Origin of the sequence: Inquilinus sp. NPDC058860 (assembly GCF_042743185.1) — a bacterium.
GTDB lineage: Bacteria > Pseudomonadota > Alphaproteobacteria > DSM-16000 > Inquilinaceae > Inquilinus.
In genome coordinates, this window is sequence record NZ_JBHYMS010000035.1 from 31682 (window position 1) to 57551 (window position 25870).

Sequence of the window (25870 nt, forward strand, 5' to 3'; positions counted from 1 at the left end):
CCTCCCGTCAGAACGCCTCGGCCTCCAGCGCCATCAGCGGCGCCTTGCCGGCCATGATCTGGATGAACAGCGAGCCGGTCTCCGGCAGCATGCGCTGGATGAAGAAGCGCGCCGTCTTCAGCTTGGCGTCGTAGAAGCCGGCGCGGTCGCCGGCCTCCGGCGCGCGCTGCAGGGCGACCTTCGCCATCCGCGCCCACATCCAGCCCAGCGCCACCAGGGCGAACAGCTTGAGGTAGTCGGACGAGGCGGCGCCCGCTTCCTCCGGGTCCTTCAGCCCCTTCTGCGCGATCCAGGCGGTGGCCTGCTGCAGCTTGCCGAAGGCCTTGGCCAGCGGGCCGACGAACTCCAGCATCGCCTCGTCCTCCGCCGCCTCGCGGATGAAGGCGTCGACCGGGTGGAAGAAGCTGCGCAGCAGACGGCCCATGTCCTGCGGCATCTTGCGGCCGACCAGGTCCAGCGCCTGGATGCCGTTGGCGCCCTCGTAGATCTGGGCGATGCGGGCGTCGCGCACGAACTGCTCCATCCCCCATTCGCGGATGTAGCCGTGGCCGCCCAGCACCTGCTGCGACCGGACCGCGACCTCCAGCCCCATATCGGTGAAATAGGCCTTCAGGATCGGCGTCATCAGCGAGACGAAGTCGTTGGCGTTCTGCCGGACGGCCGGGTCGGGGTGCTTGGTGTAGAGGTCGATGTTGATGCCGACCAGGTAGCCCAGCGCCCGCGCGCCCTCGGCGAAGGCCTTGCCGGTCAGCAGGTTCTTGCGCACGTCGGGGTGGACGATGATCGGGTCCGCCGGCTGGTCCGGCGCCTTCGGGCCGGCGAGGGAGCGGCCCTGCACCCGGTCCTTGGCGTAGGCCACGGCGTTCTGGTAGGCGACCTCGGCGATGCCGAGCCCCTGCATCGCGACGCCGAGCCGGGCGGTGTTCATCATCACGAACATCGCCCGCATGCCCTTGTGCTTCTCGCCGACCAGCCAGCCGATGGCACCGTCGAGATTCATCACGCAGGTGGACGAGGCCTTGATGCCCATCTTGTGCTCGATCGAGCCGCAGGCGATGCCGTTGCGGGGGCCGGCGACGACCGCCCCGCCCTCCTCCTTCGGCAGGAACTTCGGCACCACGAACAGGCTGATACCCTTGATGCCCGGCGGGGCGTCGGGCAGGCGGGCCAGCACCAGGTGGACGATGTTCTCGGTCAGGTCGTGCTCGCCGGCCGAGATGAAGATCTTGGTGCCGGTGATGCTCCAGGCGCCGTCGGCCGCCGGTTCGGCCTTGGTGCGGATCAGGCCGAGATCGGTGCCGCAATGCGGCTCGGTCAGGCACATGGTGCCGGACCAGCTGCCGTCCGTCAGCTTCGGCAGGTAGGTCGCCTTCTGCCGGTCGTCGCCATAGACCTCGAGCGCGTTGTAGGCGCCCTGCGACAGGCCGGGATACATGCCGAAGGACATGTTGGCGGAGGACAGCACCTCCTCGATCACGACGTTCACCGCCTTGGGCATGCCCTGGCCGCCGAAGGCGGGGTCGGCGGACAGGCCGGTCCAGCCGCCCTCGGCGAAGGTGCGGTAAGCCTGCCTGAAGCCCTTCGGCGTATAGACCACGCCGTTCTCGAAGCGGCAGCCCTCCTCGTCGCCGGGCTGGTTCAGCGGCGCCAGCTCGTTCTCGGCCAGGCGCGCCGCCTCCTCCAGGATCGCGTCGACGGTGTCGGGCGTCGCCTCCTCGTAACCTGACAGCTCGGCGAGCCGGCCGGCATCCAAGAGCTCGTGCAGCACGAAGCGGATGTCGTCGAGCGGGACCTTGTAGCTGGGCATCGTCAGATCCTCTCAGTTCCGCAGCGGCTTGCCGGTGGCCAGCATGTGCTCGACCCGGGCGATGGAGGCGGGGGCGCGGACCAGCTCGGTGAACGCCTCGCGTTCCAGCGCCAGCACATCGTCCTCGGTCAGCGTCTCGGTGATGTCGGTGTCGCCGCCGGACAGCACCGTCGCCAGCTTGTCCGAGACCACGATGTCGTGCGGCGTCGCCTTGCCGCTGCGGGCCAAGTCGGCGACCGCCAGGGCCAGCGCGGTCCGCGCGGTCGGGCCCGGCAGCCGGATCTCCTCGGCCGGCTTCGGCGGCTGGTAGCCCTCGGCCAGCGCCAGGGCGCGCGCCTTGGCGTCGGCCAGCAGCCGGTCGCGGTTCATGGTGATGCCGTCGGCCGGACGGAAATACAGCAGTTCCTTGGCCTCGAAGGCGGATTTCGCCACCCTGGCGGTGCCGATGGTCTCGAACACCTGCCCGATCGGCGGCATCGGCCCGCCGGGACGCCGGGCCTGGCCATAGGCGCGCAGCAGCATCTCCTTGCAGCCGCCCCAGCCGGGGATCAGGCCGACGCCGACCTCGACCAGGCCGCAATAGGTCTCGGCATGGCCCTGGATCGCGCTCGAATGCAGCAGGATCTCGCAGCCGCCGCCGAGCGCCATGCCGGAGGGCGCGGCCACGGTCGGGAACGGCGCGAATTTCAGCGCCTTGTAGGCATCCTGCCCGCCCTTCACCAGCGCCTCGATCTGCGGCCACAGGGCGATGTTGATGCCGAACAGGGCGAGGCCGAGATTGGCGCCGACCGAGAAGTTGGCGCCCTCGTTGTAGATCACCATCGCCTTGTATTTCGACGCGGTGATGCGGATCGCCTCGGCCAGCAGCGCCATGGTCTGGTCGTCGAGGCTGTTCATCTTCGAGGTGAACTCGAAGCAGGTGACGCCGTCGCCGATGTCCCACAGCGCCGCCGACCCGTTCCTGGCGAGCGGCTTGGCGGTGCGCTTGATGTCGGCCAGCAGCAGCACGCCGTCCGGCCGCTTCACCTCGGCATAGTCGCCGCCGGTGGTCAGGTATTGCAGCCTGCCGTCCTGGACCCGGTAGAAGCTGCGGCCCCGTGCTGACTTCAGCAGCGCCGGCACCGGCCTGCCCTGGCCTTCCAGCCAGCCGATCAGCCAGTCGGCGCCGACCTGGTCGATCAGCTCGAACGGGCCGAAGCTCCAGTTGTAGCCGAGGCGCATGGCCTCATCGACCGCGACCACCGTGTCGGCGATCTGCGGCACCAGCCCGGCGGCGTAGGACAGGGTCCGGCCCAGCACCTGGGCGGCGTATTGGCCGGTCTTGTCGTCGAAGGCGACCAGCGCCTTCAGCCCGCCCTGGCGTGCCGCCTCCACGCTGTCGAGCTTCGGCTTGTCCGACTTCGCCCAGGCACCGGTCCGGAGGTCGATGCTCTCCTTCACCCGGCTGCCGTCGGCGGCCTTGGCAAGACGATAGAAGCCGCCCTTGCCCTTGCGGCCGGTGTAGCCCTCGGCGATCAGCTTCTCGATCGCCGGCTCGACCCGGTAGATCTCGCGATACGGGTCGTCCTTCGGCAACGTCGCCAGCAGGCTCTTGGCGATGTGCGGCATCAGGTCGAGCCCGACCAGGTCGATCAGCCCGAACACGCCGGTCTTCGGCACGCCCATCGGCCGCCCGACCACCGCATCCGCCTCCTCCACCGTCAGGCCGAGGTCGAAGGCGCCGTTGACCGCCGCCTGGATCCAGTAGGTGCCGATCCGGTTGGCGATGAAGCCGGGCGTGTCCTTGCAGTCGACCACGCCCTTGCCGAGACGGAGGTCGGCGAAGCCGCGGATGCTGGCGACCAGCGCCGGATCGGTCTCCGGCCCCGTCACCAGCTCCAAGAGGCGCATGTAGCGCGGCGGGTTGAAGAAATGGGTGATCAGGAAGCCGCGCCGGAACGCCTCCGACCGGCCCTCGGTCAGGATCGCCAGCGGGATGGTCGAGGTGTTGGAGGAGACCGCCGCCCCCGGCTTCATCACCCGCTCGATCCGGGCGTAGAGGTCCTGCTTGACCTTGGGGTCTTCCAGCACCGCCTCGACGATCCAGTCGCAGCCGGCCAGCTTGTCCAGGTCGTCCTCGGTGTTGCCGGGGGTGACCAGCTTCGCCGCCGCCTTCGACATGAAGGGCGCCGGATCGGCCTTGGCCATGCGCGCCAGCGCGCCCTCGGCGACGGCGTTCCGGTTCGTCGCATCCTTGGGCACGATGTCGAGCAGCAGCACCGGCACGCCGGCATTGGCGAAGTGAGCGGCGATGCCGCTGCCCATCACGCCGGCGCCGATCACCGCGACTTGCTTGATGTCCATGGTTCAGCTCCCTGAGGTCGCGGCCTGCCCCTCACCCGGCTGCGGATGAGGGGCGGCGCTGACGTCGTGTCGGGTTGGGTTGGATCAGGCGGCCTCGAGCACCGTGGCGATGCCCTGGCCGCCGCCGATGCACATGGTGGCGAGGGCCAGCGCCTTGCCCTCCCGCTTCAGGATCGACGCGGCCTTGCCGGTGATCCGGGCGCCCGAGGCGCCGAGCGGGTGGCCGAGCGCGATGGCGCCGCCGTCGATGTTGGTCTTGTCCCAGTCCAGCTCGAGGTCGCGGCCGACCGCCAGCGCCTGGGCGGCGAAGGCCTCGTTCAGCTCGACCACGTCGATGTCCTGGAGCGACAGCCCGGCGCGCTGCAGCGCCTTGCGGCTGGCGCCGACCGGGCCGATGCCCATGATCTCCGGCGCGCAGCCCGACACCGCGATCGACCTGATCCGGGCCAGGATCGGCAACCCGGCGGCCTTGGCGAAGGCCTCGCTGGTCACCAGCGTCGCCGAGGCACCGTCGGTCAGCGGGCTGGAGGTACCGGCGGTCACCGTGCCGTTCTGGTCGAAGGCCGGCTTCAGCCCGGACAGGCCTTCCTGGCTGGTGTCGGGGCGGATGGTGCCGTCGCGCTCGACCGTGCCGTCCTTCGTGGCGATCGGCACGATCTCGGCGGCGAAGCGGTTCTCGGCCCAGGCCTTGGCCGCCCGCTGCTGCGAGCGGACGGCGAAGTCCTGCTGGCTCTCGCGGGTGATCTGGTACTTCACCGCCAGGTTCTCGGCGGTCACGCCCATGTTGAAATAGGCCTGCGGCATCTCGGCCGCGAGCTTGGGGTTCGGTGCCGGGTTGAAGCCCATCATCGGCACCCGGGTCATGCTCTCGACCCCGGCGCAGAGGAAGGCCTCGCCCGCGCCCAGCTGGATCGCGCCGGCCGCCTGGTGGATCGCCTGCATCGACGAGCCGCAGTAGCGGTTGACGGTGACGCCGCCGACCGACTGCGGCAGCCCGGCCAGGAACACGACCATGCGGGCCATGTTGAAGCCCTGCTCGCCCTCCGGGAAGGCGCAGCCGAGGATCAGGTCCTCGATCGCCTCGGGGTCGACCTTGGTCTCGGCCACCAGCGCCTTGATCACTTCGGCGACCAGGTCGTCGGGCCGCACCCGGCGCAGGTCGCCCTTGTTGGCGAAGTGATGCGGCGACCGCTTGAACCCGGCGATGACGACGCTCTTGTCCATGTCAGGCTCCTCAGAGTTTCTTGTCGCGGGCCGCGCCCGCGGATTGGGTGGCGGCTCAGCCTTCCGGCAGCGCGCCTTCCCGCTTCAGGAAGGTGGTGATCTCGTCCTCGATGCCTTTCAGGTCCTCGATGGTCTGCTGCACGTCGACCAGCTGGGTCTCGAGGGCGGCACGCCGGGACCGGGCGCGGCCGAGGAAATAGGACATCTGCTCGACCTGGCCGTGCTCGCGGTCGTAGAGGTCGAGGAACTCCTTGATCTCGGCCAGGGAGAAGCCGAGCCGCTTGCCGCGGCAGATCAGGGCCAGCCGGGCCCGGTCGCGATGGCTGTAGATCCGGGTCAGCCCGGCCCGTTCGGGCGACAGCAGGCCCTCGTCCTCATAGAACCGGATACTGCGCGGGGTGATGTCGAACGCCGCGGCGAGATCGCCGATCGAATAGCTGCGCTGCTCGACCTCCGTCTTCTCCCTGGTATCCGCCTCCATGGCGCCCGAGCCTCCGACCGCGTTGCTGCATGCCGTTTACGTAAACGTAAAGTACCGCGGTCGGGGGTCCGGGTCAATCGGAAGCGGGTCAGGTGCCGGTGCGGACCTCCTGCGGCGCGGCCGCCGCCTTCGCCGCCTCCTCCTCCAGCACCGCCTTGCGCGACAGCTTGCCGATCAGCGTCTTCGGCAGCGGCGCGTCGCGGAACTCGACCAGCTTCGGCATCTCGATCGGCGACAGCTTGTCCTTCAGGAACTCGACCAGGCCGTCGGCCGTCAGGCTCTGCCCGGCGCGCAGCTTGATATAGGCCTTCACCGTCTGGCCGCGATAGGGATCCGGCAGGCCGGCGACGATGCATTCCTCGACCGCGGGGTGGAGGTAGATCGCCTCCTCGACATTGCGCGGATAGACGTTGAAGCCGGAGCACAGGATCATGTCCTTGATCCGGTCGACGATGAAGGTATAGCCGTCCTCGTCCATGGTGCCGACGTCGCCGGTGTGCAGGCGGCCGTCGCGCAGCACCTCCGCCGTGTCCTCCGGCCGGTTCCAGTAACCCTTCATCACCTGGGGACCGCGGATGCAGACCTCGCCGCGCTCGCCGGCCGGCACCACCGTGGTGCGGTCCTCCAGCGACACGATCTCGACGATCGTCTGCGGCAGCGGGATGCCGATCGAGCCGGTCTTGTTGACGCCGAACAGCGGGTTGCAGGTGGCGATCGGCGAGGCCTCCGACAGGCCGTAGCCCTCGACCAGCTTGCAGCCGGTCGCCGCCTCGAAGGCGTGCTTGACCTCGACCGGCAGCGGCGCCCCGCCCGAGATGCAGCGCTTCAGCGAGGACAGGTCGTATTTCGCCCGCTCGGGGAAGTTGGCGATCGCGGTGTAGATGGTCGGCACCGCCGGGAACAGCGTCGGCTTCCTGTCGTGGATCGTCTTCATGACGGTCTCGAGCTCGAAACGCGGCAGCATGATGATCTCCGCCCCCGCCCAGATCGCCAGGTTCATCGCCACGGTCATGGCGAAGACGTGGAAGAAGGGCAGCACCGCCAGCATCCGGTCCTGGCCCGGCACCATGCCCTCGAACCAGCAGCCGGCCTGCACCGCGTTGGCGTAGAGATTGGCATGGGTCAGCATCGCCCCCTTGGGCGTGCCGGTGGTGCCGCCGGTGTATTGCAGCACCGCAAGGTCCTCCTCCGGCGCGATCGGCACCGGGGCGAAGCGCCCGTCGTTGCGCACCAGATCGGCCCAGCGCAGGTGCCGCTCGTCCTTCGGCACCCTGGCCACTTCCCGCCGCTTGACGATCGGGAACAGCAGGTTCTTCGGGAAGGGCAGCACGCCCGCCATCGGGCAGACCAGGATCCGCTTCAGCGCGGTGCGGCCGAGGAGCGGCAGCAGCTTGCCGTGCAGCTGCGCCAGGTCCAGCGTCACCATCAGCTCGGTGCCGCTGTCGTCGATCTTGGTGATCAGCTCGCGCTCGGCATAGAGCGGGTTGAAGTTGACCACCACCGCGCCGCATTTCAGCAGCGCGAAGTAGCAGATCACGTAATAGGGACAGTTCGGCAGGAACAGGCCGACCCGGCTGCCCTTGCCGATCCCGGCCGCCTGGAACCCCTTGGCGGCGCGGGCGACCAGGTCGCCGATCTGGCCGTAGCTGAGGGTCTTGTCCATGAAGGTGGCGCAGGGGCGGTCGGCGAACCGCGCCACGGCATCGTCGAGGATGGCGTAGAGCGGCCGCGGCTCGATCGGCCGGCTCCAGTCGATCTTGGGCGGGTACAGCTTGGCCCAGGCATTCGGGCGTTCCGAGGCAAACGCCTCCGTCATATCGGTCTCCCCAAGGTCTTTCTCGGGCCACAGCGCGGCCTTATCGCATGATGGTGCCGATCAGCGGAACCGGCCGCAAGGTTGAAGCGGAGCCGGGGCCGTGGTTTAAACAGCGCGCCCGATACTGGATCCGGAAAACCTTGGCCAAGCACAAGGACAAGAAGCCGCAGCCGCGGCGGCTGAGCGACCGCGAGATCAGCCAGCGGCTGCTGCGCAACTACATCCGGCCGCATTGGCCGAAGGTGGTGCTGGCGCTGTTCTGCATGGCGCTGACCGCGGCCTCCACCGCCGCCTCGGCCTATGTGATGAAGCCGGTGATCGACGGCATCTTCACGGACAGGGACGCCGCCCTCTTGTGGCCGCTGGCCACCGCGGTGATGGTGATCTTCGTGGTCAAGGGCGTCGCCGGCTACTTCCAGGGCGTGATCCTGAACAATGTCGGCCGGCTGATCATCGCCGAACTGCAGGTGCGGATGTTCCGCAACCGGGTGCGGGCCGACCTGGCCACATTCCACGAGACCACCTCGGGCCGGATGGTCAGCCACTTCACCAACGACGTGCAGTCGATGTACGGCGCGGTGGCGACCGGCATCACCGGCATCGGCCGCGACCTGCTGTCGCTGGTCGCGCTGATCGGGGTGATGTTCTACACCGATGTCGAGCTGGCGGCGGTGACCTTCGTGATCTTCCCGCTGACCGTGATCCCGGTGCTGCAGATCGGCAAGCGCATCCGCAAGATCACCGGCAAGACCTTCACCCAGTACGGCTCGCTGAACAACCATCTCGGCCAGGTCTTCCAGGGCATCCGCCACGTCAAGGCCTACAACGCCGAGGAGCGCGAGACCGGCCGCGCCGCCAAGATCATCTACGAGGTGTCGCGGCTGCGGCAGAAGTCGATGCGGATCAGCTCGGCCACCAACCCGATCCTCGAGATCCTGTCGGGCGTGGCGATCGTCATCGTCATCCTCTACGGCGGCAACGAGGTCATCTCGGGCTCGCGCACCACCGGCTCCTTCTTCGCCTTCATCGCCGCGCTCCTGATGGTGTACGAGCCGCTGAAGCGGCTGGCCAACCTGCACAACACCCTGTCCTCCGGCTTCGCCGCGGCCGAGCGGGTGTTCGAGACGATCGACGCGGTGCCGGCGATCCGGGACGCCGCGGACGCCATGGCGCTGACGCAGTGCCAGGGCCGCATCACCCTGGCCGACGTGCATTTCGCCTACAGCCCGAAGATCCCGGCGCTGCGCGGCGTCACGATCGAGGTGCCGGCCGGCAAGACGGCGGCGCTGGTCGGGCCGTCCGGCGCCGGCAAATCGACCATCCTGAACCTGATCCCGCGCTTCTACGACGCCACCCAGGGCACGGTCGCGATCGACGGACACGACGTCCGCGGCCTGACCCTGCATTCGCTGCGCGACCACATGGCGCTGGTCAGCCAGGAAGTGACCCTGTTCGACGACACCGTCCGCGCCAACATCGCCTATTCCCGCCCCTCGGCGACGCAGGAGGAGGTGGAGGCCGCGGCCAGGGCGGCGGCGGCGCACGAGTTCATCCAGCGCCTGCCCAAGGGCTACGACACCATGGTCGGGGAGCAGGGGGTGAAGCTGTCGGGCGGGCAGCGCCAGCGCCTGTCGATCGCCCGCGCCATGCTGAAGAACGCGCCGATCCTGCTGCTGGACGAGGCGACCTCGGCCCTGGACACCGAAAGCGAGCGGCAGGTGCAGGCGGCGCTGACCCAGCTGATGGCCGGCCGCACCACGCTGATGATCGCGCACCGCCTGTCGACCGTGCGCAACGCCGACCTGATCTATGTGCTGGACCATGGCCGCGTGGCCGAGGTCGGCAGCCATGCGGAGCTGATCGCCGGCGGCGGCCTGTACGCCCGCCTGTGGGCGATGCAGACCGCCGATGACGAGGAGCCGGCCGCGATGGCGGCCGAGCCGATCTGAGGGGGAAGAGGATGGACGAGGCCGAAGCGCTGCGGCAGCGGCTGCGCGGAATGCGGTGGTTTGCCGTCTGGGCGCTGATCTTCGGCCTCGGCATCGGCTTCTATGCCGGCTTCACGCTGGGCGTCGACACCGCCCGCGACGCCGCCGCGATGACGGCGCCGAAGGCGGGTTAGGTCAAGCCGCGGCCTTCGCGAGCGTCGGATAGTCGGTATAGCCGCGGGCGTCGCCGCCGTAGAAGGTCGCCTGGTCCGGCGTGTTCAGCGGCGCGTCGCGGCGCAGCCGCTCGACCAGGTCCGGATTGGCGATGAACGGCTTGCCGAAGGCGATGAGGTCGGCGCGGCCGCTTTCCACCGCGTCGATCGCCAGGCCGCGGTCGTAGCCGTTGTTGGCGATATAGCTGCCGCGGAACAGCCGGCGCAGGGCCTGGATGTCGGCGCCGGGCGGCAGGTCGCGGGTACCGCCGGTCTGGCCCTCGACAAGGTGCAGGAAACCGAGGCCGAGCCCGCTCAGCCCCTCGATGGCGTGGCCGAAGGTCGCCATCGGGTCGCGGTCGGCGATGTCGCCGAAATGGGAGAAGGGCGACAGCCGCACGCCGACCCGGCCGGGCGTCCAGACATCGGCCACCGCCTCCGCCACCTGCAGCAGCAGCCGGGCCCGGTTGGCGGCCGGGCCGCCATAGGCGTCGGTCCGCTTGTTGGTGCCGTCGGCCAGGAACTGGTGCAGCAGGTAGCCGTTGGCGGCGTGGATCTCGACCGCGTCGAAGCCGGCTTCCCTGGCATTGCGCGCCGCCCGGGCGTAGTCGCGGACGATGCGCGGCAGCTCATCCGTCTCCAGCGCTCGCGGCGCCGAGGCCGGGACGAAGCCCTCGCCGTCATAGACCCGGGTATCGGCCGTGATCGCGGACGGCCCGACCGGCGCCGCGCCGCCCGGCTGCAGCACGGCGTGCGAGATCCGGCCGACATGCCAGAGCTGCGCCGCGATCCGCACGCCGGCCTTGTGCACGGCATCGGTCACCAGCCGCCAGCCGGCCACCTGCTCCGGGCTGTGGATGCCCGGGGTCCAGGCATAGCCCTTGCCCTCCGGCGAGATCTGCGTGCCTTCGGAGATCAGCAGGCCGGCCGTGGCGCGCTGGGCATAGTATTCGGCGTTCAGCGCATGCGGCACGTCGCCGTCGGGCCGCGCCCGGTTGCGCGTCAGCGGCGCCATCACGATCCGGTTCGGCAGCTCCAGGTCGCCGATCCGGGTCGGCGTGAACAGCTTCGGGACAGTCATCATTCTCTCCGGTTGGATGCTCGATTCAGGACCGATCGGTCCAAAATTGAGCCGAAAAACACAGGGACGGGATTGTCGCCGACCTCACCGCATCAGCGGCTCGGCGGCGGACAGGAGGTCGTCGATCGCGGCGGGCGCGGTGCCCGCCTTGTGCATCACCGAGGCGCCGACCGCGATGGCCAGCAGGCTGCGCGCCCTTGCCGCCTCCTTCGCCGCATCGGTGCCGGAGCGCCGGGCCAGCAGCCCGGCCAGCAACGCCTCCAGCCGCTCCAGATGGCGGCGGCCCAGCGTCTCGACCTCAAGGTCATGCGGCGCCAGCTCGACCGTGCAATTGATCAGGAAGCAGCCGTCGCGGGTGCCGCCGGCATTGGCGATCGCCTCGATCGCGAGCCGCAGCGCACGGCCGGGATCCGGCTCCGCCGCGACCCGCTTCTCCAGCGCGGCGAAGCGCTGGTCGCCATAGCGCCGGATCGCCGCCACCAGGGTATCGCGCTTGGAGCCGAAGCAGCCGTAGAAGCTGCTGCGGCTGAGATCCATCGCCCGCGTCAGGTCATCCAGCGACGTCGCCTCGTAACCCTGGCGCCAGAACAGCGCCATCGCCGCGTCGAGCGCGGTGTCCTTGTCGAATTCGCGGGGACGGCCGGGTTGGGAAACCATGGCTGAAATATGGACCCCCCGTTCCGGAATGCAAGTCGCCGCCGCGTCGCTTCGCACCCTCGCCTGGAACTCGGGGTCGTGCGAAGCGATATGAGAGAGGGGCGGTGGAGGCACGGATGAGCGGTCCGCGATACCTGTTCGACCCGGCGGCGCTGGAGCGCAACCTGTCCGGGTTCGACGACGCCGCCCGCCGGGCGATGGTCGACGACCTGCTCGAGGAACTGCGCGAACGCGCCGACGCGATCACGGCCGCGGCCGGCGCCGGCGACCGCGAGGCTTTGGCGCTGGAGGCCTACGCCCTGCGCTCCTGCGCCGCGATCTGCGGTGCCGGGTCCCTGATCGACCTCGCCGAATCGCTCGGCGACAAAGGCGACAACCGGCCCGGCCGCCCCCAGGAGCTGGCCAAGGTCGCCAGGGCCCGGGTGGCCGAGACCGTCAGGGCGCTGGAGCTGTGGCGGAGCGGCGAGACGGAGCGGAGACAGGAGGAGTGCTAACGGGCTGGGGCGGGATCGCGTCGTAATCGGCTTCGCCCAGGATCTCGATGCCCTCGATCAGCAGCGCCGCGCGGGCCTCGGCCAGCGCCGGATCGGCCAGGGCGTCGCGCAGGGCCGACCGCAGTGCCTCCACCGTCGCGTCCGCCGTATCCCGACGGGTCACGAAGGGCAGGCCCGGCGCGAGCGCGGTCCGGCCGATCACCCGCAGCCCGGCCGTCGCGGCGGGGCGGTGCCGCTGCAGCAGCGCGTAGGTGACGCAGTCGATCGCGGCGATGTCCGCCTCCCCCGCCGCCACCGCCGCCATGCTGTCGGCATGGGCGCTGGTGACCAGCGCGGCGCGGAAGAACCGCGGCTCCGGCAGCGCCGCGGCCAGGGCCACCCAGCCGGACAGGCTGCCCCACTCGTTGACCGCGCAGACGGCGCCGCGAAAATCCGCCAAATCCTCGCCCGGCGCGTCCGTGCGCACGACCAGCAGGCTGCGATAGCGCGGACCGTCGCAGCCCGGCGCGGCGTAGCGGGGCGTCGCCACCAGCCGCAGCCGGTCGTGATAGTGCCGGACATAGGGGTTGCCGCAGGTCTGGCTGAGCAGCAGCGCCGGGTCGGTCCACAACTCGTGCAGTGCCGGGTCGCGGGCCAGGACCGGCGCCGCCGCGACGCCCGCGGCCGACAGGCGCGCGGCGACCGCCGCCCACAGCGCGTCGGTGGCCCAGCGGATCTCCGGCAGGTCGTACATCGGGAGGCTGGCCGTGCCGGGCACGGCCGCAGCCGCGGCCGTCACTTGGCGCGCCGTTCGGTGTCGAAATCGGGATGCACCGGCTCGTCGACCGGGCGCAGCAGGAAGCGCCGCACGACCTCGCCATAGCCGCGATAGAGCCCGGCGCCGCGCGCGGCGACGGCGGCGGAATCATTGGCGGCGGCGAAGCGCGGCAGCCGATACCAGGCGAGGCCCGGGCGGGCGTGATGCGCCACATGCAGGTTGTTGTTCAGGAACAAGAGCGAGAAGAACGGCCCGGAGGCCACCACGGCGGTGCGCAGCCCTTCCGGCCCGGCGCGGTGCTCGGCGAAGGAGCGCAGCAGCGACAGCGCGGTGCCGGCGTAGCAGGTGGCGACATAGAGGATCGGTGAGACCCCGAACCCGATCGAGACCACGGCCAGCACGGCGGCGGCGCCGGCCAGATGCGCCACCCAGACGATGCGCGCCTTGCGATCGCGGCGCAGCTTCGGCAGGGCCGAAGCCCATAGCCCATACCAGGCCAGGGCCGGGCCGATCAGGAAGCGGCCCAGCAAGGTGCGGTTGAAGCGCAGCACCGCCCGCCCGGCCGGGCTGAGGGCCGACCAATGGTCGTCGGTGACGTAGTAGCTCTCGGGATCCTCGACCGGCGAGGTCAGATGGGCCTCGCGATGATGGTGCAGATGCAGGTCGCGGTAACTCTCGTAGGGCAGCCACAGCGACAGGGGCAGCCAGCCGACCGCCGTGTTGATCCGGCGCGACCGGGTCGGGTGGCCGTGGATGGTCTCGTGCTGCAGCGATCCGTGCCAGGCCAGCAGCACCGCGCCGATGGCGATGAAGAGGGGCGCCGGCAGCATCGCGTGGAACCACAGCAGCGCCGCCCAGCCGCCATAGACCGTGGCGGCCACCGCCCAGGTCGGCCCTTCGAAATTCGCTCGTCTCACCGTCTCTGCCATCGACCCGATCCCCTTCGGATCCAGGCTGTCGCGAAATGGTCATGTCGGACAATGCGATAATGCGCACAAAACAACGCGATCGATGTACTATCATCCATACTGTTGCGAAACCGCACAATTTGTTTTGGGAACCCCGCAATGGCGCAGTCCCGCCACGAAATGATCGAGACCTTCCGCGCCCGGCTGGAGGAGATCATCGCCGCCTCCGGCCAGAGCCGCAGCGCCTTCGCCGCGGCAGCCGGGATGGACCGGTCGACCCTGTCGCAGATCCTGTCGCCGGCGAACGACCGGCTGCCGCGGGCCGAGACCCTGGCGGCGATCGCGGCCTCGCGCCAGGTCAGCATCGACTGGCTCCTGGGGCTGAGCCAGCGCGGCCCCCTCTCCGCCGACATCCTGCCGGAGCGGATGGCGATCGAGCGCGACGCGCAATGGGCCGACGACGAGCGGCTGATCGCCTGGCACCGCGAGGCGATCGGCTACAAGATCCGCCACGTTCCGACCACCCTGCCCGACATCCTCAAGAACCGCGACGTGATCCGGCACGAGCTGGAGCATTTCGCCGGGGCGGGGCCGGAGCAGCGGATCGAGACCGCGGCCGCGCGCCTGGCCTATCAGCGCCGGCCGGAGACCGACATGGAGGTCTGCAACTCGATCCAGGCGATCGAGGGCTTCGCCCGCGGCGAGGGCATCTGGCACGACCTCGACACCGCGGTCCGCGCCCGCCAGCTCGACCACATGATCGCGCTGGTGGAGGAGCTGTATCCGACCTTCCGCTGGTTCTTCTACGACGGACGGCAGCACTATTCCGTGCCGGTGACGGTGTTCGGGCCGCTCCGGGCGGTGCTCTATCTCGGCGGCATGTACTTCCTGTTCAACTCGACCGAGCACATCCGCGCCCTGTCGGAGCATTTCGACAGCCTGATCCGCGGCGCCATCGTCCAGCCGCCCGACGTCCCCAAGCTGCTGCGCCGGCTGCGGGCGCGGCTGGGGTAGCCGCGCCGAACCCTCAACGCTGCCATGCCGGACTTTTGTGCGCTGCAACGACACGGGACGGCCTATATTTGATCCTTCTCTGACCGATCCCGTTGCCGAAGAGGCGTCGCCATGGGCGAGCGCGCGCATCCTGCCGTCCCGGCGATCACGCCGGCGATGATGTTCCTGATGGCGGTCGCCTGCGGCGCCATCGTCGCCAACCTGTACTACGCCCAGCCGCTGATCGCGCTGATCGCGCCTTCGGTCGGGCTCGGCACCATGGCCGCCAGCCTGGTCGTCACCCTGACCCAGATCGGCTACGGCGTCGGGCTGATCCTGCTGGTGCCGCTGGCCGACATGGTCGAGAACCGGCGGCTCGTCGTGCTGACGCTGTCGGGCACGGTGGTCGCGCTGCTGGTCGCCGCCCTGGCGCCGACCGCCGGCGTCTTCCTGTTCGCGGCGCTGCTGATCGGCCTGAGCTCGGTCGCGGCGCAGATCCTGATCCCGATGGCGGCGCATATGGCGCCCGACGCGACCCGCGGCCGGGTGGTCGGCAACATCATGAGCGGCCTGCTGCTGGGCATCCTGCTGGCCCGGCCCGTCGCCAGCGTGGTGGCCGAGCTGTTCGGCTGGCGCGCCATCTTCTTCCTCTCGACCCTGCTGATGGCCGGCCTGCTGGCGGTGCTGGGCTGGCGCCTGCCGCAGTACCGGCCGGCGCCGGGCCCCGGCTATGGCCAGGTGCTGCGCTCGCTCGCCACCCTGTTCCGCCGCACGCCGATCCTGCAGCGCCGCGCCGCCTACCAGGCCGCGCTGTTCGCCGGCTTCAGCCTGTTCTGGACCGCGGTGCCGCTGGAGCTGGCCGGCCCGCGCTTCGGCTACAGCCAGGCCGGCATCGCCGTCTTCGCCCTGGTCGGCGCCGCCGGCGCCCTGGCCGCGCCCCTGGCCGGGCGCATCGCCGACCGCGGCTGGACCCGGCCGGCCACCTTCGGCGCCCTGGCCTCGGTCGCCGCCGCCTTCGCCATGGCCTGGGCCGGCGGCGCCGCAGGGTCGGTGGTGCTGCTGGCCGCCGCCGGCATCCTTCTCGACTTCGGGGTGCAGGCCAACATGGTGCTGGGCCAGCGCGCCATCTACGCCCTGGCGCCGGAGGCGCGCGGCCGGATGAACGGCCTCTACGTCGCCAGCGCCTTCGCCGGCGGCGCCGTCGGCTCCGCCATCGCCAGCGGCACCTTCAGCGCCGGCGGCTGGTCTCTGGTCAGCTGGGTCGGCCTCGCCTTCCCCGCCGTGGCGCTGCTGCTGTATACGACCGAGCTGTTCTGCCGCCGGCCGGTGCCGCGCCGCGCCTGACGGCCGGCCCGGGGTCGGCCCGCATGGGAGGAGCCGGCCGTGACCGACATCGCCGAGGCCTGGTGGCGGGATCTCCGCCGCGACCGGCCGGATCTCGGCCTGCCCGAGCGCTACGACCTCTGGTATTTCGGCGACAGCGAGGAACTGGCGCGGGAGCTGCTGGACCTGGTGCTGGCCGGCACCAAGACCGCCACCGCCGGGCTGGTCTGGGGCGCCGACGAGGCCGGCACGCCGAAGCCGGGCGGCTACAGCCTGATCACCGATTTCGCCGGCACGCCGCATTGCGTGCTGCAGACGGTGGAAGTCCGCATCCTGCCGTTCGACCAGGTCGACGCCGCCTTCGCCCATGACGAGGGCGAAGACGACCGGTCGCTGGCCTTCTGGCGCGAGGCGCATTGGAGCTATTTCGGCCGCCGCTGCGCCGAGATCGGCCGCCGGCCGGCGCTCGACATGCCGGTGTTCTGCGAGCGCTTCCGCTTGGTGTATCCAGAGCCGACGTAGGTTGGGCTCGCGGTAGCGAACCCAACATCGCGCCACCCGAGCCCGTGTTGGGTTCGCAAGAGCGAATCCAACCTACGAAGCTGGCTCACCCCCGCCCCTCGGCCTCCCAGTTCAGCCGCTTGCGGTAGATGGTCGAGGCGCTGATCCCGAGCAGCGCCGCGGCGCGCGGCACATGGCCGTCGCAGGCCGCGATCGCGCCCTCGATCGCCTCCTTCTCGATCATCCACAGCGGCCGGATCGGCGCCTCCTTGCCGTTCGCAGCGCCAGGCGGCGGCCCGGCCGCCGGACGGCCGGGCTGGGCCGCCGGGATCAGGGTCCTGACCGGAGGCGGCAGCATCGCCCGCGTCACCAGCGGCCCGTCATGCAGCACGACGATGTTGCGGATCACGTTCTGCAGCTGGCGGACATTGCCCGGCCAAGCGTAGCGCTGCAGGTCCTCCGCCACCTCGATGTCGAAATCGGAGAAGCTCCTGCCCTCCTCCGCCGCGTAGTCGTGCAGGAACTGCCGGGCGATCAGAAGCACGTCGTCCTCGCGCTCGCGCAGCGGCGGCAGGCTGATCGGGATCACCAGCAGGCGGTAGTACAGGTCCTCGCGGAACCGGCCCTGGCGCACCTCCTCGGCCGGGTCGCGGTTGGTGGCGCAGACGATGCGCAGATCGACCTTGCGCTCGCGGCTGCCGCCGACCGGCAGCACCACCCCGGTCTGCAGGAAGCGCAGCAGCTTGGTCTGCAGCTCCGGCGGCAGCTCGCAGATCTCGTCCAGGAACAGCGTGCCGCCTTGGGCGCGGACGGCGGCGCCGTCGCGGTCGGCGACGGCGCTGGTGAAGGCGCCCTTCACATGGCCGAAGATCTCCGATTCCATCAGGTCGCGCGGGATCGCGCCGCAGTTGAGCGCGACGAAGGGCTCGTCGCGCCGCGGGCTGCGGCGGTGCACCGCCTCGGCGCACAGCTCCTTGCCGGTGCCGCTCTCGCCGGTGATGAAGACGGTGGCCTTCGACGCCGCCGCCGAATCGATGATCCGGTACACCGCCTGCATCGCCAGCGACCGGCCGATGAAGCCGTGGTAGCGGTCGCGGCCGAGATCCTCGCGCCAGGCCTCGACCTCGCGCTGCAGCCGCATCCGCTCCAGCGTGTTGCGGACGGTCACGGTCAGCCGGTCGCCGGGAAAGGGCTTGACCAGGAAGTCGAAGGCGCCGAGCCGCATCGCCTCGACCGCGGTGTTGACCGAGCCATGGGCGGTGATCACGACCGCCGCGACCGGGATCTGCTGCTCGCGGATGTGCTGCAGGATCTCCATGCCGTTCATGTCCGGCAGGTTGAGGTCGAGCAGCACGGTCGCATAGCGCCCCTGCGCCAGCGCCGCGAGCGCATCGGCCCCGGTCTCGGCATGATCGACGGCGATGCCGGCCTTCGACAGGGTCTCGATGTAGAGCCTGGCGAGCGCCGGCATGTCCTCGACCAGGAGCACGGCCGCGGGATCGGCTATCGGCGTTTCGGCGAGGGGAGCCATGGCGATATCGTGGCCCATGGAGGCATCCATCTTCAACAATAGCCCGCAAGAAGAATTCGTCTTAAACGCAACGACGTGCCGAGCCTGCCCCATCGCGACGAACGGTCCGGAGACAGAAAGAGCATCATGATAGGTCCGAAAACGATTCTGATCGATGGAATTTGGAACGGCGCGGAGGATGGCCGCACGATTCCGGTGGTCGACCCGTCGACCGGGATGGAGTTCGACAGCCTCGCCCGCGGCGGCGCGGCCGAGATCGACGCCGCGGTGCGGGCCGCGCGCCGGGCGTTTGACGAGGGGCCGTGGGGCCGCATGCCGGCGGTCGAGCGCGGCCGCATCCTGACCCGGATCGGCCGGGCCATCGAGGCGGATTTCGAGACTCTGTGGCGGCTCGAGGCCGCCGATGCCGGCAAGCCGGTGAAGCAGGCCAAGGCCGACATCACCGCCTGCGCCCGCTACTTCGAGTTCTACGGCGGCGCCTGCGACAAGCACCACGGCACCACGCTGCCCTATCTCGACGGCTACACCGTGCTGACGGTGAAGGAGCCCTACGGCGTCACCGGCCACGTCATCCCGTGGAACTACCCGGCGCAGATCTTCGGCCGCACCATCGGCGGTGCGCTGGCCGCCGGCAACGCCTGCGTGCTGAAGCCGGCGGAGGATGCCTGCCTGACGCCGCTGCGCATCGCCCGGCTGGCGCTGGAGGCCGGGCTGCCGCCGGGCGCGCTGAACGTCGTCACCGGCCTGGGCGCCGAGGCCGGAGCGGCCCTGGCCGCGCATCCCGGCATCGACCACATCAGCTTCACCGGGTCGCCCGCCACCGGCGCCGCGATCCAGGCCGCGGCGGCGCAGTTCAACCGGCCGGTGACGATGGAGCTGGGCGGCAAGTCGCCGCAGCTGATGTTCGACGACGCCGATGCCGAGGCGGCCCTGCCCTTCGTCACCGCGGCGATCGTGCAGAATGCCGGCCAGACTTGCTCGGCCGGCAGCCGGCTGCTGCTGCAGGACGGCATCGCCGACGCCTTCCTCTCGGCCCTGGCCGACCGCTTCAGGGCGCTGGAGACCGGCCCCTGGGACCGCGACCCGGATTGCGGCCCGCTGATCAGCGCCCGGCAGCGGGAGCGGGTGCGCGGCCATCTCGACCGCGCCCGGGCGGACGGGCTGCCGGTGCTGGCCGAGGGGCGCCTGTCCCCGAACGCCCCGGCCGGCGGCTTCTACCAGGTGCCGACCCTGATCGGCGACGTGCCGCCCGGCCACCCGCTGGCGCAGGAGGAGGTGTTCGGCCCGGTGCTGGCGGTGCTGCGCTTCCGCGACGAGGAGGAGGCGATCCATCTCGCCAACGGCACCGAGTTCGGCCTGGTCGCCGGGGTCTGGACCCGCGACGGCGCCCGCCAGCTGCGCTGCGCCCGCCGGATCCGGGCCGGCCAGGTCTTCGTCAACAATTACGGCGCCGGCGGCAGCGTCGAGCTGCCCTTCGGCGGCATGAAGCGCTCCGGCTTCGGCCGCGAGAAGGCGATGGAAGGGCTGGACCATTTCAGCGTGACGAAGACCATCGCGATCAGGCACGGGTAGGGAACGGTCCGGGGCCCTATTCTGTCATCCTCGGGCTTAACCCATTGCTGTCCGGCTGAGCTTCTACTTTCATTGTCATTGCCGGGCTTGACCCGGCAATCCAGGGGCCACCAAGAGCCGCTCTGGCCGCCCCTGGATCCTCGGGTCAAGCCCGAGGATGACAACAAAAATTGACCTTCATCCCTCCTCAACGCCCCGAAAGCGCTGGCAATGACAGGGAGAGGGGACCGGCGACCGAAGATCCGCGCCCGGCTCATACCTCCTCGGCGGACATTCGCCTGCTGCCCCGGCCGCCCTGCCCCTATAGTCCGGCCATTCGACGGTCCGGCACTTCACCGGAAGAGACGGCGGGCCGGGCGCCCGGCATCGAGCGGCGCCCCTCCCGCGGCACGACCACCACACGACCAGGACAGAGGGACAGGGCATGCGGCTCGAAGGCAAGGTGGCCATCGTCACCGGCGCGGCGTCGGGGTTCGGCAAGGGCATCGCCGAGCGCTTCGTGCGGGAAGGCGCCAGCGTGCTGATCGCCGATCTGTCGGCCGAGGCCGGCGAGACGGTGGCCGCGGCGCTGAACGAGGAGCGGCCGGGCGCGGCCCGCTTCGTCCGCACCGACGTGTCGCGCGACGCCGACACCGCGGTCGCCATCGCCACCGCGGTCGAGGCCTTCGGCGGGCTCGACATCGTCGTCAACAACGCCGGCTACACCCATCGCAACAAGCCGATGGCCGAGGTCAGCGAGGACGAGTTCGACCGCATCTTCGCGGTCAATGTGAAGGCGATCTTCCTGTCGGTCCGGCACGCCGCGCCGCATCTCTCGGCCAAGGGCGGCTCGATCCTCAACATCGCCTCGACCGCGGGCATCCGGCCGCGGCCCGGCCTGACCTGGTACAACGCCTCGAAGGGCGCGGTGATCACCGCCACCAAGTCGATGGCGGTCGAGCTGGCGCCGAAGATCCGGGTCAACTGCCTGTGCCCGGTGCTGGGCCAGACCGGGCTGACCTCGACCTTCCTCGGCGACGACACGCCGGAGCGGCGGGCCCAGTTCCTGGCGACCATCCCGCTCGGCCGCATGAGCACGCCCGAGGACATCGCCAACGCCGCCCTGTACCTGTCCTCCGACGAGGCCTCGATGGTCACCGGCGTGGCGCTGGAGGTCGACGGCGGCCGCTGCATCTGAGAGGCCGCTGACCGAGGCCGACCGCAGCCGGGGCTTGCCTCGGCGCCGTGATCCCCGCACCCTCGGCGCTCAGGGTAGCGAGGGGGCATAGGCATGCATACCAGCAACGGCCGGGTTGTCGACGACGCGCCGTCCGACTAGGAAGGCGCGATGACGACCCTCGCTACCGATTCGCGCGACGGCCAATCGCTCGCCCCCAAGCTGCTCGGCGTCATCGGCGTCGTGTATGGCGACATCGGCACCAGCCCGCTCTACACCATCCGGGAGTGCTTCACCCATCCGGGGGCGCCCGGCGTCTCCGAGGGGGCGGTGCTCGGCGTGCTGTCGCTGATCTTCTGGGCGACGACGCTGATCATCACGGTCAAATACGTCTCCTTCGTGATGCGCGCCGACAACCGCGGCGAAGGCGGCGTGCTGGCCCTGACCGCCCTGGCCTTCCGCGCGCGCCGCGGGAAGAAATGGGGCCATTTCATCGTCCTTCTGGGGATCATCGGCGCCGCGCTGTTCTATGGCGACGGCGTGATCACCCCGGCGATCTCGGTGCTCAGCGCGGTCGAGGGGCTGAAGGTCGCGACACCGGTCTTCGACCCCTACATCATCCCGCTGACGCTGGTCATCCTGACCCTGATCTTCATGGTCCAGGCGCATGGCACGGCCAAGGTGGGCTCGGCCTTCGGCCCGATCATGTGCCTGTGGTTCCTGACCATCGGCCTGCTCGGCGCGGCCCAGATCGTCGGCCGTCCGGACGTGCTGGCGGCGATCTGGCCGAACCACGCGATCGAGCTGTTCGCCACCAGCCCCTGGGCCGCCATCGTCGTGCTCGGCTCCGTCGTGCTGGCGGTCACCGGCGGCGAAGCGCTCTACGCCGATATGGGCCATTTCGGCCGCGGCCCGATCCGCATCGCCTGGGTCAGCTTCGTCTGGCCGGCCCTGCTGCTGAACTATTTCGGCCAGGGCGCGCTCTTGATCGAGAACCCCGCGGCGATCGAATCGCCCTTCTATCTGCTGGCCCCCTCCTGGGGCCTGTATCCGATGGTGATCCTGGCCACCATGGCCACGGTGATCGCCTCCCAGGCTGTGATCTCCGGCGCCTTCTCGGTCAGCCAGCAGGCGGCCCAGCTCGGCTACATGCCGCGGCTGGAGGTGCGCCACACCTCGGCCGAGGAGAAGGGCCAGATCTACATCTCGCGGGTCAACTGGTCGCTCTACGCCGCGGTCGTCATCCTGGTGGTCGGCTTCGGCTCCTCCAGCGCCCTGGCCGGCGCCTACGGCATCGCCGTGACCGGCACCATGGCGGTGACCAGCGTGCTGGCCTATCTGGTCGCCCGCCACCGCTGGGGCTGGAGCCGCTGGACCGCGCTGCCGCTGTTCGCGGCGTTCCTGTTCATCGACCTCGCCTTCTTCGGCGCCAACACCATCAAGATCCTGCATGGCGGCTGGTTCCCGCTGGTGCTGGCGGTGGCGCTGACGACGCTGATGTGGGTCTGGCGCAAGGGCCGCGAGATCCTGTACCGGCGCCGCTACCGCGACGCCATCCCGCTGGCCACCTTCGTCGACGGCAAGATGTACAAGCGGGCGCACCGGGTGCCCGGCACCGGCATCTTCATGACCGGCAATGTCGGCGTCGTGCCCTTCGCCCTGCTGCACAACCTGAAGCACAACAAGATCATCCACGAACGCGTGGTGCTGCTGAAGGTCGAGACCACGGACGAGCCGCGGGTCGACGACGACCAGCGCATCGAGATCAAGGATCTCGGCGACGGCTTCTACACGGTGATCGTGCGCTACGGCTTCCAGCAGCAGCCGGACATCCCGCGGGCGCTGGCCGCCTGCGCCGCCAAGGGCCTGGGCTTCAACATGGCCGACACGTCCTTCTTCATGAGCCGGGAGTATTTCGTGCCATCGTCGCGGCCGGAGCTGCCGCCCTGGCAGGAATGGCTGTTCATCCTGATGTCGAACAACGCGCTGAGCGCCACCGAGTTCTTCCGCATCCCGGCCAACCGGGCGGTCGAGCTGGGTTCGCATCTGGAGATCTGATACCGGCGGTCTTTGAACCGGCCCTTCCACCCTTCTCCGTCATGGCGAGGAGCGCAGCGACGTGGCCATCCAGTGGGCCGGTGCCGCTGGATGGCCACGCCCCTTCGGGGCTCACCATGACGGGTCGATATTTCGGGCCGCTGGTATCACCTGCCCAAGCGGCACAAGCGGAGCCGCTATGTGATCGAGGTGTTTCCCGGCACGAAGGACCCGAAGACGCCGGTATAGGGCTTCGGCCGTGGCGGGGCGTAGCCGCCGGTCTTGGCGGTGCGCAGGCCGAGGCGGGCCAGACCCTCGACCAGCGTGACCGCGGCGGCAACGCCGTCGACCACCGGCACGCCGTGGCGGGCCGACAGCCGCGCGGCGAGGTCGGCCATGCCGGCGCAGCCCAGCACGATCGCCTCGGCCCGGTCGGCCTCGAGCGCCGCCGCGATCTCGGCCGAGATCCGTGCCTCGGCGGCCGAGCCCGGGCGCTCCAGGTCCAGCACCGGGATCTCCGCCGCCCGGACCCGGGTGCAGCGGGCGGCCAGGCCGTAGCGCTGGAGGTTCGCCTCGATCACCGGGATCGACTGCGCCAGCGTGGTCACCACCGAGAAGCGGCCGGCGAGCAGCGAGGCGACATGGAAGCCGGCCTCGCCGATGCCGACGACCGGCGCCGCCGCGAGGCTGCGGGCGGCGTCCAGCCCGGTGTCGTCGAAGCAGGCGATGACGTGTCCCGCGACGCCGCGCGCCTCGCCGCGCGCGATCTCCTGCAGCAGGCCGGGCACCGCCAGGGCGCCGTCGACCCAGCCCTCGATCGAGGCCGGCCCCGTCTCCGGATTCACCGCGGTGACGCGGGTGCCCGGCGCCGCGGCGGCCGCGGCGGCGGCGCCGATCTTGGCGGTCATACCGGCCGTGGTGTTCGGGTTGACGACGAGGATCTCCATGAGGTCAGGCCGCGGTATGCTTGGCAGATACGATGGCCTTCCCAACACTGTCATGCCCGGGCTTGACCCGGGCATCCAGAGAGCGTCGACATCTTCTGGATTGCCGGGTCAAGCCCGGCAATGACAATGAGAGAAAACCGAGCGTTTTCATCATCCTCACACCAGCCCCTTTCCGGCGTCGGTGCCGTGGCGGGTGCGGCGGCGGCGCAGCAGCGCCATCAGGCCCAGCGCGGTCAGCACCACCGCCAGCGACACCGCCGTGGTCACCGTGCCGAGGGCGTAGATCTCCGGCGTCGTCACCGTGGTGGTCAGGCCCTGCAGCTCCAGCGGCAGGGTGTTCTGCTCGCCGATCGCCTGGGACGACCGGGCGATCTCGTCCCAGGACAGGGTGAAGCCGAAGAGGCCGACGCCGACCACGCTGGCGCCGACGATCGGCAGCACGACATGGCGGAAGCTCTGCCAGGACGAGGCGCCGAGGTCCCGCGCGGCCTCCTCGTAGCGGCGGTCGAAGCGATTGAACACCGCGAACATGATCAGGAGGCCGAAGGGCATGGTCCAGGTCAGATGCGCGCCGAGGCCGGAGCGGAACAGGCCCATCGCCGTGGTGAACTCGTCGTTGATCCAGGCGATGTCCCAGTCTTCGCCCAAGGCTTTGATCGCCTCGTCGAGCAGCCGGAATTCGAGCGCGATGCCGAGCGAAACCACGATCGACGGCATGATCAGGCTGGCGATGGCGGTGTAGAACAGCGCCGACTGGCCCGGGAAGCGCCGGCGGAAGGCCAGGCCGGCCGACACCGAGAAGGCCATGGTCAGCACCATGACCACGAGGCCGAGCTTGAGCGAGCGCCAGAAGGCGGCGCCGATGTCGACCACGCCCATCCCGGCCCACAGCCGCTCGAACCAGAAGGTCGAGACGCCGTTCATCGGAAAGGTCAGCCCGCCCTGCGGACCCTGGAAAGACAGCACGAAGATGGTCAGGGTCGGGCCGTAGAGGAACAGCACGAACAGGGCGAAGACGGCGGCCAGGACGTAGAAGGAGAGCGGACGGCCCTCGCGCATCACAGCTCCTTCCGGATGTCGACCAGCCGGGTCAGCGCCACGATGATCATGATCACCACGGCCAAGAGGATCACGGCATTGGCCGCCGCGGCCGGGAACTGCAGGTAGCTGAGCTGGACCTGGATCACCTTGCCGACCGAGGCGATCTGCTGCCCGCCCATGACGCCGACGGTGACGAAGTCGCCCATCACGATGGTGACGACGAAGATCGAGCCGATGACGATGCCCGGCTTGCACAGCGGCACGATCACGTTCCACAGGATCTGCCGGCCGCTGGCGCCGGCGTCGGTCGCGGCCTCGATCAGCGACCGGTCGATGCGCAGCATCGAATTCAGGATCGGCACGATCATGAACACGGTGAACAGGTGGACGAAGGCCAGCACCACCGAGAATTCGGAGTAGAGGAGGCCATCGATCGGCCGGTCGATCACGCCGAGGCCGAGCAGCCCCTGGTTGACCAGCCCGTTGCGGCCGAGCAGCGGGATCCAGGAGATCATCCGGATCACGTTCGAGGTCCAGAACGGGATGGTGCAGAGCAGGCACAGCACAATCTGCATCGCCGTGGTCCGGACATGGAAGACCAGGAAATAGGCGATGGTGAAGCCGAGCACGAGGGTGATGGCCCACACCATCGCCCCGATCTTCAGGGTCGAGAGATAGGTCTTGAAGGTGGTGCACAGCTCCGGCAGCGAGGTCAGGCAGCCGTCGAAGGCCTCGACATAGTTGCGGAATGTGAAGTCCGGCACGATCGAGTATTCGGTGTAGTCCCAGAAGCTGACCACCACCGTCACCGCCAGCGGCAGCACGAAGAACAGCAGGAACACCAGCATCATCGGCGCCGCCTGCAGGAACGCCGTGAAGCGGCCGCTCGCCTCGGCCCGGGGCGCCGCGACGGGGCGGGCGGGTGCGTCTTCCGCGGGGATGGCAGTCATGAAAGGCGTCTCTCTGCGGCGTAGGTTGGGTTCGCCGAAGCGAACCCAACTTCCCACGGCATGGGCGTTCGACGCTGTTGGGTTCGCGGACCGCGAACCCAACCTACGCGG

General features: G+C 69.9%; 22 protein-coding genes. 9 read left to right on the plus strand and 13 right to left on the minus strand.

The window, feature by feature from the left end; all coding sequences use genetic code 11:
• Positions 1 to 7: 7 nt before the first annotated feature.
• The 5 genes from ACFW16_RS22300 to ACFW16_RS22320 form a co-directional block, all read right to left on the minus strand.
• A complete protein-coding gene (locus tag ACFW16_RS22300) occupies positions 8 to 1807 on the minus strand; it encodes an acyl-CoA dehydrogenase C-terminal domain-containing protein (protein WP_380309092.1) in 1800 nt (599 codons plus the stop codon).
• Positions 1808 to 1819: 12 nt separating this feature from the next.
• Positions 1820 to 4150: a 3-hydroxyacyl-CoA dehydrogenase NAD-binding domain-containing protein gene (locus tag ACFW16_RS22305; RefSeq protein WP_380309094.1), complete on the minus strand. Its 2331-nt coding sequence runs from the start codon at positions 4148 to 4150 to the stop codon at positions 1820 to 1822.
• 84 nt (positions 4151 to 4234) lie between these two features.
• Positions 4235 to 5374: a thiolase family protein gene (locus ACFW16_RS22310; RefSeq protein ID WP_380309096.1), complete on the minus strand. Its 1140-nt coding sequence runs from the start codon at positions 5372 to 5374 to the stop codon at positions 4235 to 4237.
• A gap of 55 nt (positions 5375 to 5429) precedes the next feature.
• Complete coding sequence (locus ACFW16_RS22315; RefSeq protein WP_380309098.1) at positions 5430 to 5855, minus strand: MerR family DNA-binding transcriptional regulator; 426 nt, start codon at positions 5853 to 5855, stop codon at positions 5430 to 5432.
• Between the two features lie 88 nt (positions 5856 to 5943).
• Positions 5944 to 7671 (minus strand): long-chain fatty acid--CoA ligase, encoded by a 1728-nt coding sequence (locus ACFW16_RS22320; protein ID WP_380309099.1) that lies wholly within the window; start codon positions 7669 to 7671, stop codon positions 5944 to 5946.
• 140 nt (positions 7672 to 7811) lie between these two features.
• On the opposite strand from ACFW16_RS22320, the gene ACFW16_RS22325 reads away from it, so the two are divergent.
• Both ACFW16_RS22325 and ACFW16_RS22330 read left to right on the plus strand, forming a co-directional pair.
• Positions 7812 to 9620, plus strand: a complete 1809-nt coding sequence (locus tag ACFW16_RS22325; protein ID WP_380309101.1) for an ABC transporter ATP-binding protein — start codon at positions 7812 to 7814, stop codon at positions 9618 to 9620.
• A gap of 11 nt (positions 9621 to 9631) precedes the next feature.
• Positions 9632 to 9793 (plus strand): hypothetical protein, encoded by a 162-nt coding sequence (locus ACFW16_RS22330; RefSeq protein ID WP_380309103.1) that lies wholly within the window; start codon positions 9632 to 9634, stop codon positions 9791 to 9793.
• A gap of 1 nt (position 9794) precedes the next feature.
• On the opposite strand, the gene ACFW16_RS22335 is transcribed toward ACFW16_RS22330, so the two are convergent.
• The gene (locus ACFW16_RS22335; protein WP_380309105.1) at positions 9795 to 10892 is read right to left on the minus strand and encodes an alkene reductase; all 1098 of its coding nucleotides are present in this window, start codon (positions 10890 to 10892) and stop codon (positions 9795 to 9797) included.
• Between the two features lie 84 nt (positions 10893 to 10976).
• Positions 10977 to 11549, minus strand: coding sequence for a TetR/AcrR family transcriptional regulator (locus tag ACFW16_RS22340; RefSeq protein ID WP_380309107.1), 573 nt, complete (start codon positions 11547 to 11549; stop codon positions 10977 to 10979).
• 116 nt (positions 11550 to 11665) lie between these two features.
• Between ACFW16_RS22340 and ACFW16_RS22345 the strand changes: the two genes are divergently transcribed.
• Entirely contained in the window at positions 11666 to 12043 is a 378-nt protein-coding gene (locus ACFW16_RS22345; RefSeq protein WP_380309109.1) for an Hpt domain-containing protein, read from the plus strand.
• Here ACFW16_RS22345 and ACFW16_RS22350 read toward each other — a convergent pair.
• Positions 11985 to 12821, minus strand: coding sequence for a phosphate/phosphite/phosphonate ABC transporter substrate-binding protein (locus ACFW16_RS22350; protein WP_380309111.1), 837 nt, complete (start codon positions 12819 to 12821; stop codon positions 11985 to 11987). The two genes, ACFW16_RS22345 and ACFW16_RS22350, sit on opposite strands and share 59 nt — an antisense overlap.
• Positions 12818 to 13729 carry a fatty acid desaturase gene (locus ACFW16_RS22355; RefSeq protein WP_380309113.1) on the minus strand — a complete coding sequence of 304 codons (912 nt, stop codon included), beginning with the start codon at positions 13727 to 13729 and terminating at the stop codon, positions 12818 to 12820. The genes ACFW16_RS22350 and ACFW16_RS22355 overlap by 4 nt, the downstream gene beginning before the upstream one ends.
• A 138-nt stretch (positions 13730 to 13867) precedes the next feature.
• Here ACFW16_RS22355 and ACFW16_RS22360 point away from each other — a divergent pair, with 138 nt between their 5' ends.
• From ACFW16_RS22360 to ACFW16_RS22370, 3 genes are all read left to right on the plus strand, one after another.
• Complete coding sequence (locus tag ACFW16_RS22360; RefSeq protein ID WP_380309114.1) at positions 13868 to 14722, plus strand: helix-turn-helix domain-containing protein; 855 nt, start codon at positions 13868 to 13870, stop codon at positions 14720 to 14722.
• Between the two features lie 111 nt (positions 14723 to 14833).
• Complete coding sequence (locus ACFW16_RS22365) at positions 14834 to 16045, plus strand: MFS transporter (RefSeq protein WP_380309118.1); 1212 nt, start codon at positions 14834 to 14836, stop codon at positions 16043 to 16045.
• Positions 16046 to 16084: 39 nt separating this feature from the next.
• Positions 16085 to 16546 carry an ASCH domain-containing protein gene (locus ACFW16_RS22370; RefSeq protein WP_380309120.1) on the plus strand — a complete coding sequence of 154 codons (462 nt, stop codon included), beginning with the start codon at positions 16085 to 16087 and terminating at the stop codon, positions 16544 to 16546.
• An 85-nt stretch (positions 16547 to 16631) separates the two neighbouring features.
• Here the strand turns inward: ACFW16_RS22370 and ACFW16_RS22375 are convergent, their stop codons facing one another.
• On the minus strand, positions 16632 to 18056 hold the full coding sequence (locus ACFW16_RS22375) for a sigma-54-dependent transcriptional regulator (RefSeq protein ID WP_380309122.1): 1425 nt from the start codon (positions 18054 to 18056) through the stop codon (positions 16632 to 16634).
• A gap of 126 nt (positions 18057 to 18182) precedes the next feature.
• Here ACFW16_RS22375 and ACFW16_RS22380 point away from each other — a divergent pair, with 126 nt between their 5' ends.
• The 3 genes from ACFW16_RS22380 (at position 18183) to ACFW16_RS22390 (ending at position 22842) form a co-directional block, all read left to right on the plus strand.
• Positions 18183 to 19628, plus strand: coding sequence for an aldehyde dehydrogenase family protein (locus ACFW16_RS22380; RefSeq protein WP_380309124.1), 1446 nt, complete (start codon positions 18183 to 18185; stop codon positions 19626 to 19628).
• 424 nt (positions 19629 to 20052) lie between these two features.
• Positions 20053 to 20805 carry an SDR family oxidoreductase gene (locus ACFW16_RS22385; protein ID WP_380309126.1) on the plus strand — a complete coding sequence of 251 codons (753 nt, stop codon included), beginning with the start codon at positions 20053 to 20055 and terminating at the stop codon, positions 20803 to 20805.
• 150 nt (positions 20806 to 20955) lie between these two features.
• Positions 20956 to 22842, plus strand: a complete 1887-nt coding sequence (locus tag ACFW16_RS22390) for a potassium transporter Kup (protein WP_380309128.1) — start codon at positions 20956 to 20958, stop codon at positions 22840 to 22842.
• A gap of 176 nt (positions 22843 to 23018) precedes the next feature.
• Here ACFW16_RS22390 and ACFW16_RS22395 read toward each other — a convergent pair whose 3' ends face one another.
• The 3 genes from ACFW16_RS22395 to ACFW16_RS22405 all read right to left on the minus strand — a co-directional run bounded on the left by ACFW16_RS22395 (position 23019) and on the right by ACFW16_RS22405 (position 25759).
• On the minus strand, positions 23019 to 23768 hold the full coding sequence (locus tag ACFW16_RS22395) for an aspartate/glutamate racemase family protein (protein ID WP_380309130.1): 750 nt from the start codon (positions 23766 to 23768) through the stop codon (positions 23019 to 23021).
• A gap of 156 nt (positions 23769 to 23924) precedes the next feature.
• Positions 23925 to 24827 (minus strand): ABC transporter permease, encoded by a 903-nt coding sequence (locus ACFW16_RS22400; protein ID WP_380309132.1) that lies wholly within the window; start codon positions 24825 to 24827, stop codon positions 23925 to 23927.
• Complete coding sequence (locus tag ACFW16_RS22405; RefSeq protein ID WP_380309134.1) at positions 24827 to 25759, minus strand: ABC transporter permease; 933 nt, start codon at positions 25757 to 25759, stop codon at positions 24827 to 24829. The genes ACFW16_RS22400 and ACFW16_RS22405 overlap by 1 nt, the downstream gene beginning before the upstream one ends.
• Between the last annotated feature and the right edge of the window lie 111 nt (positions 25760 to 25870).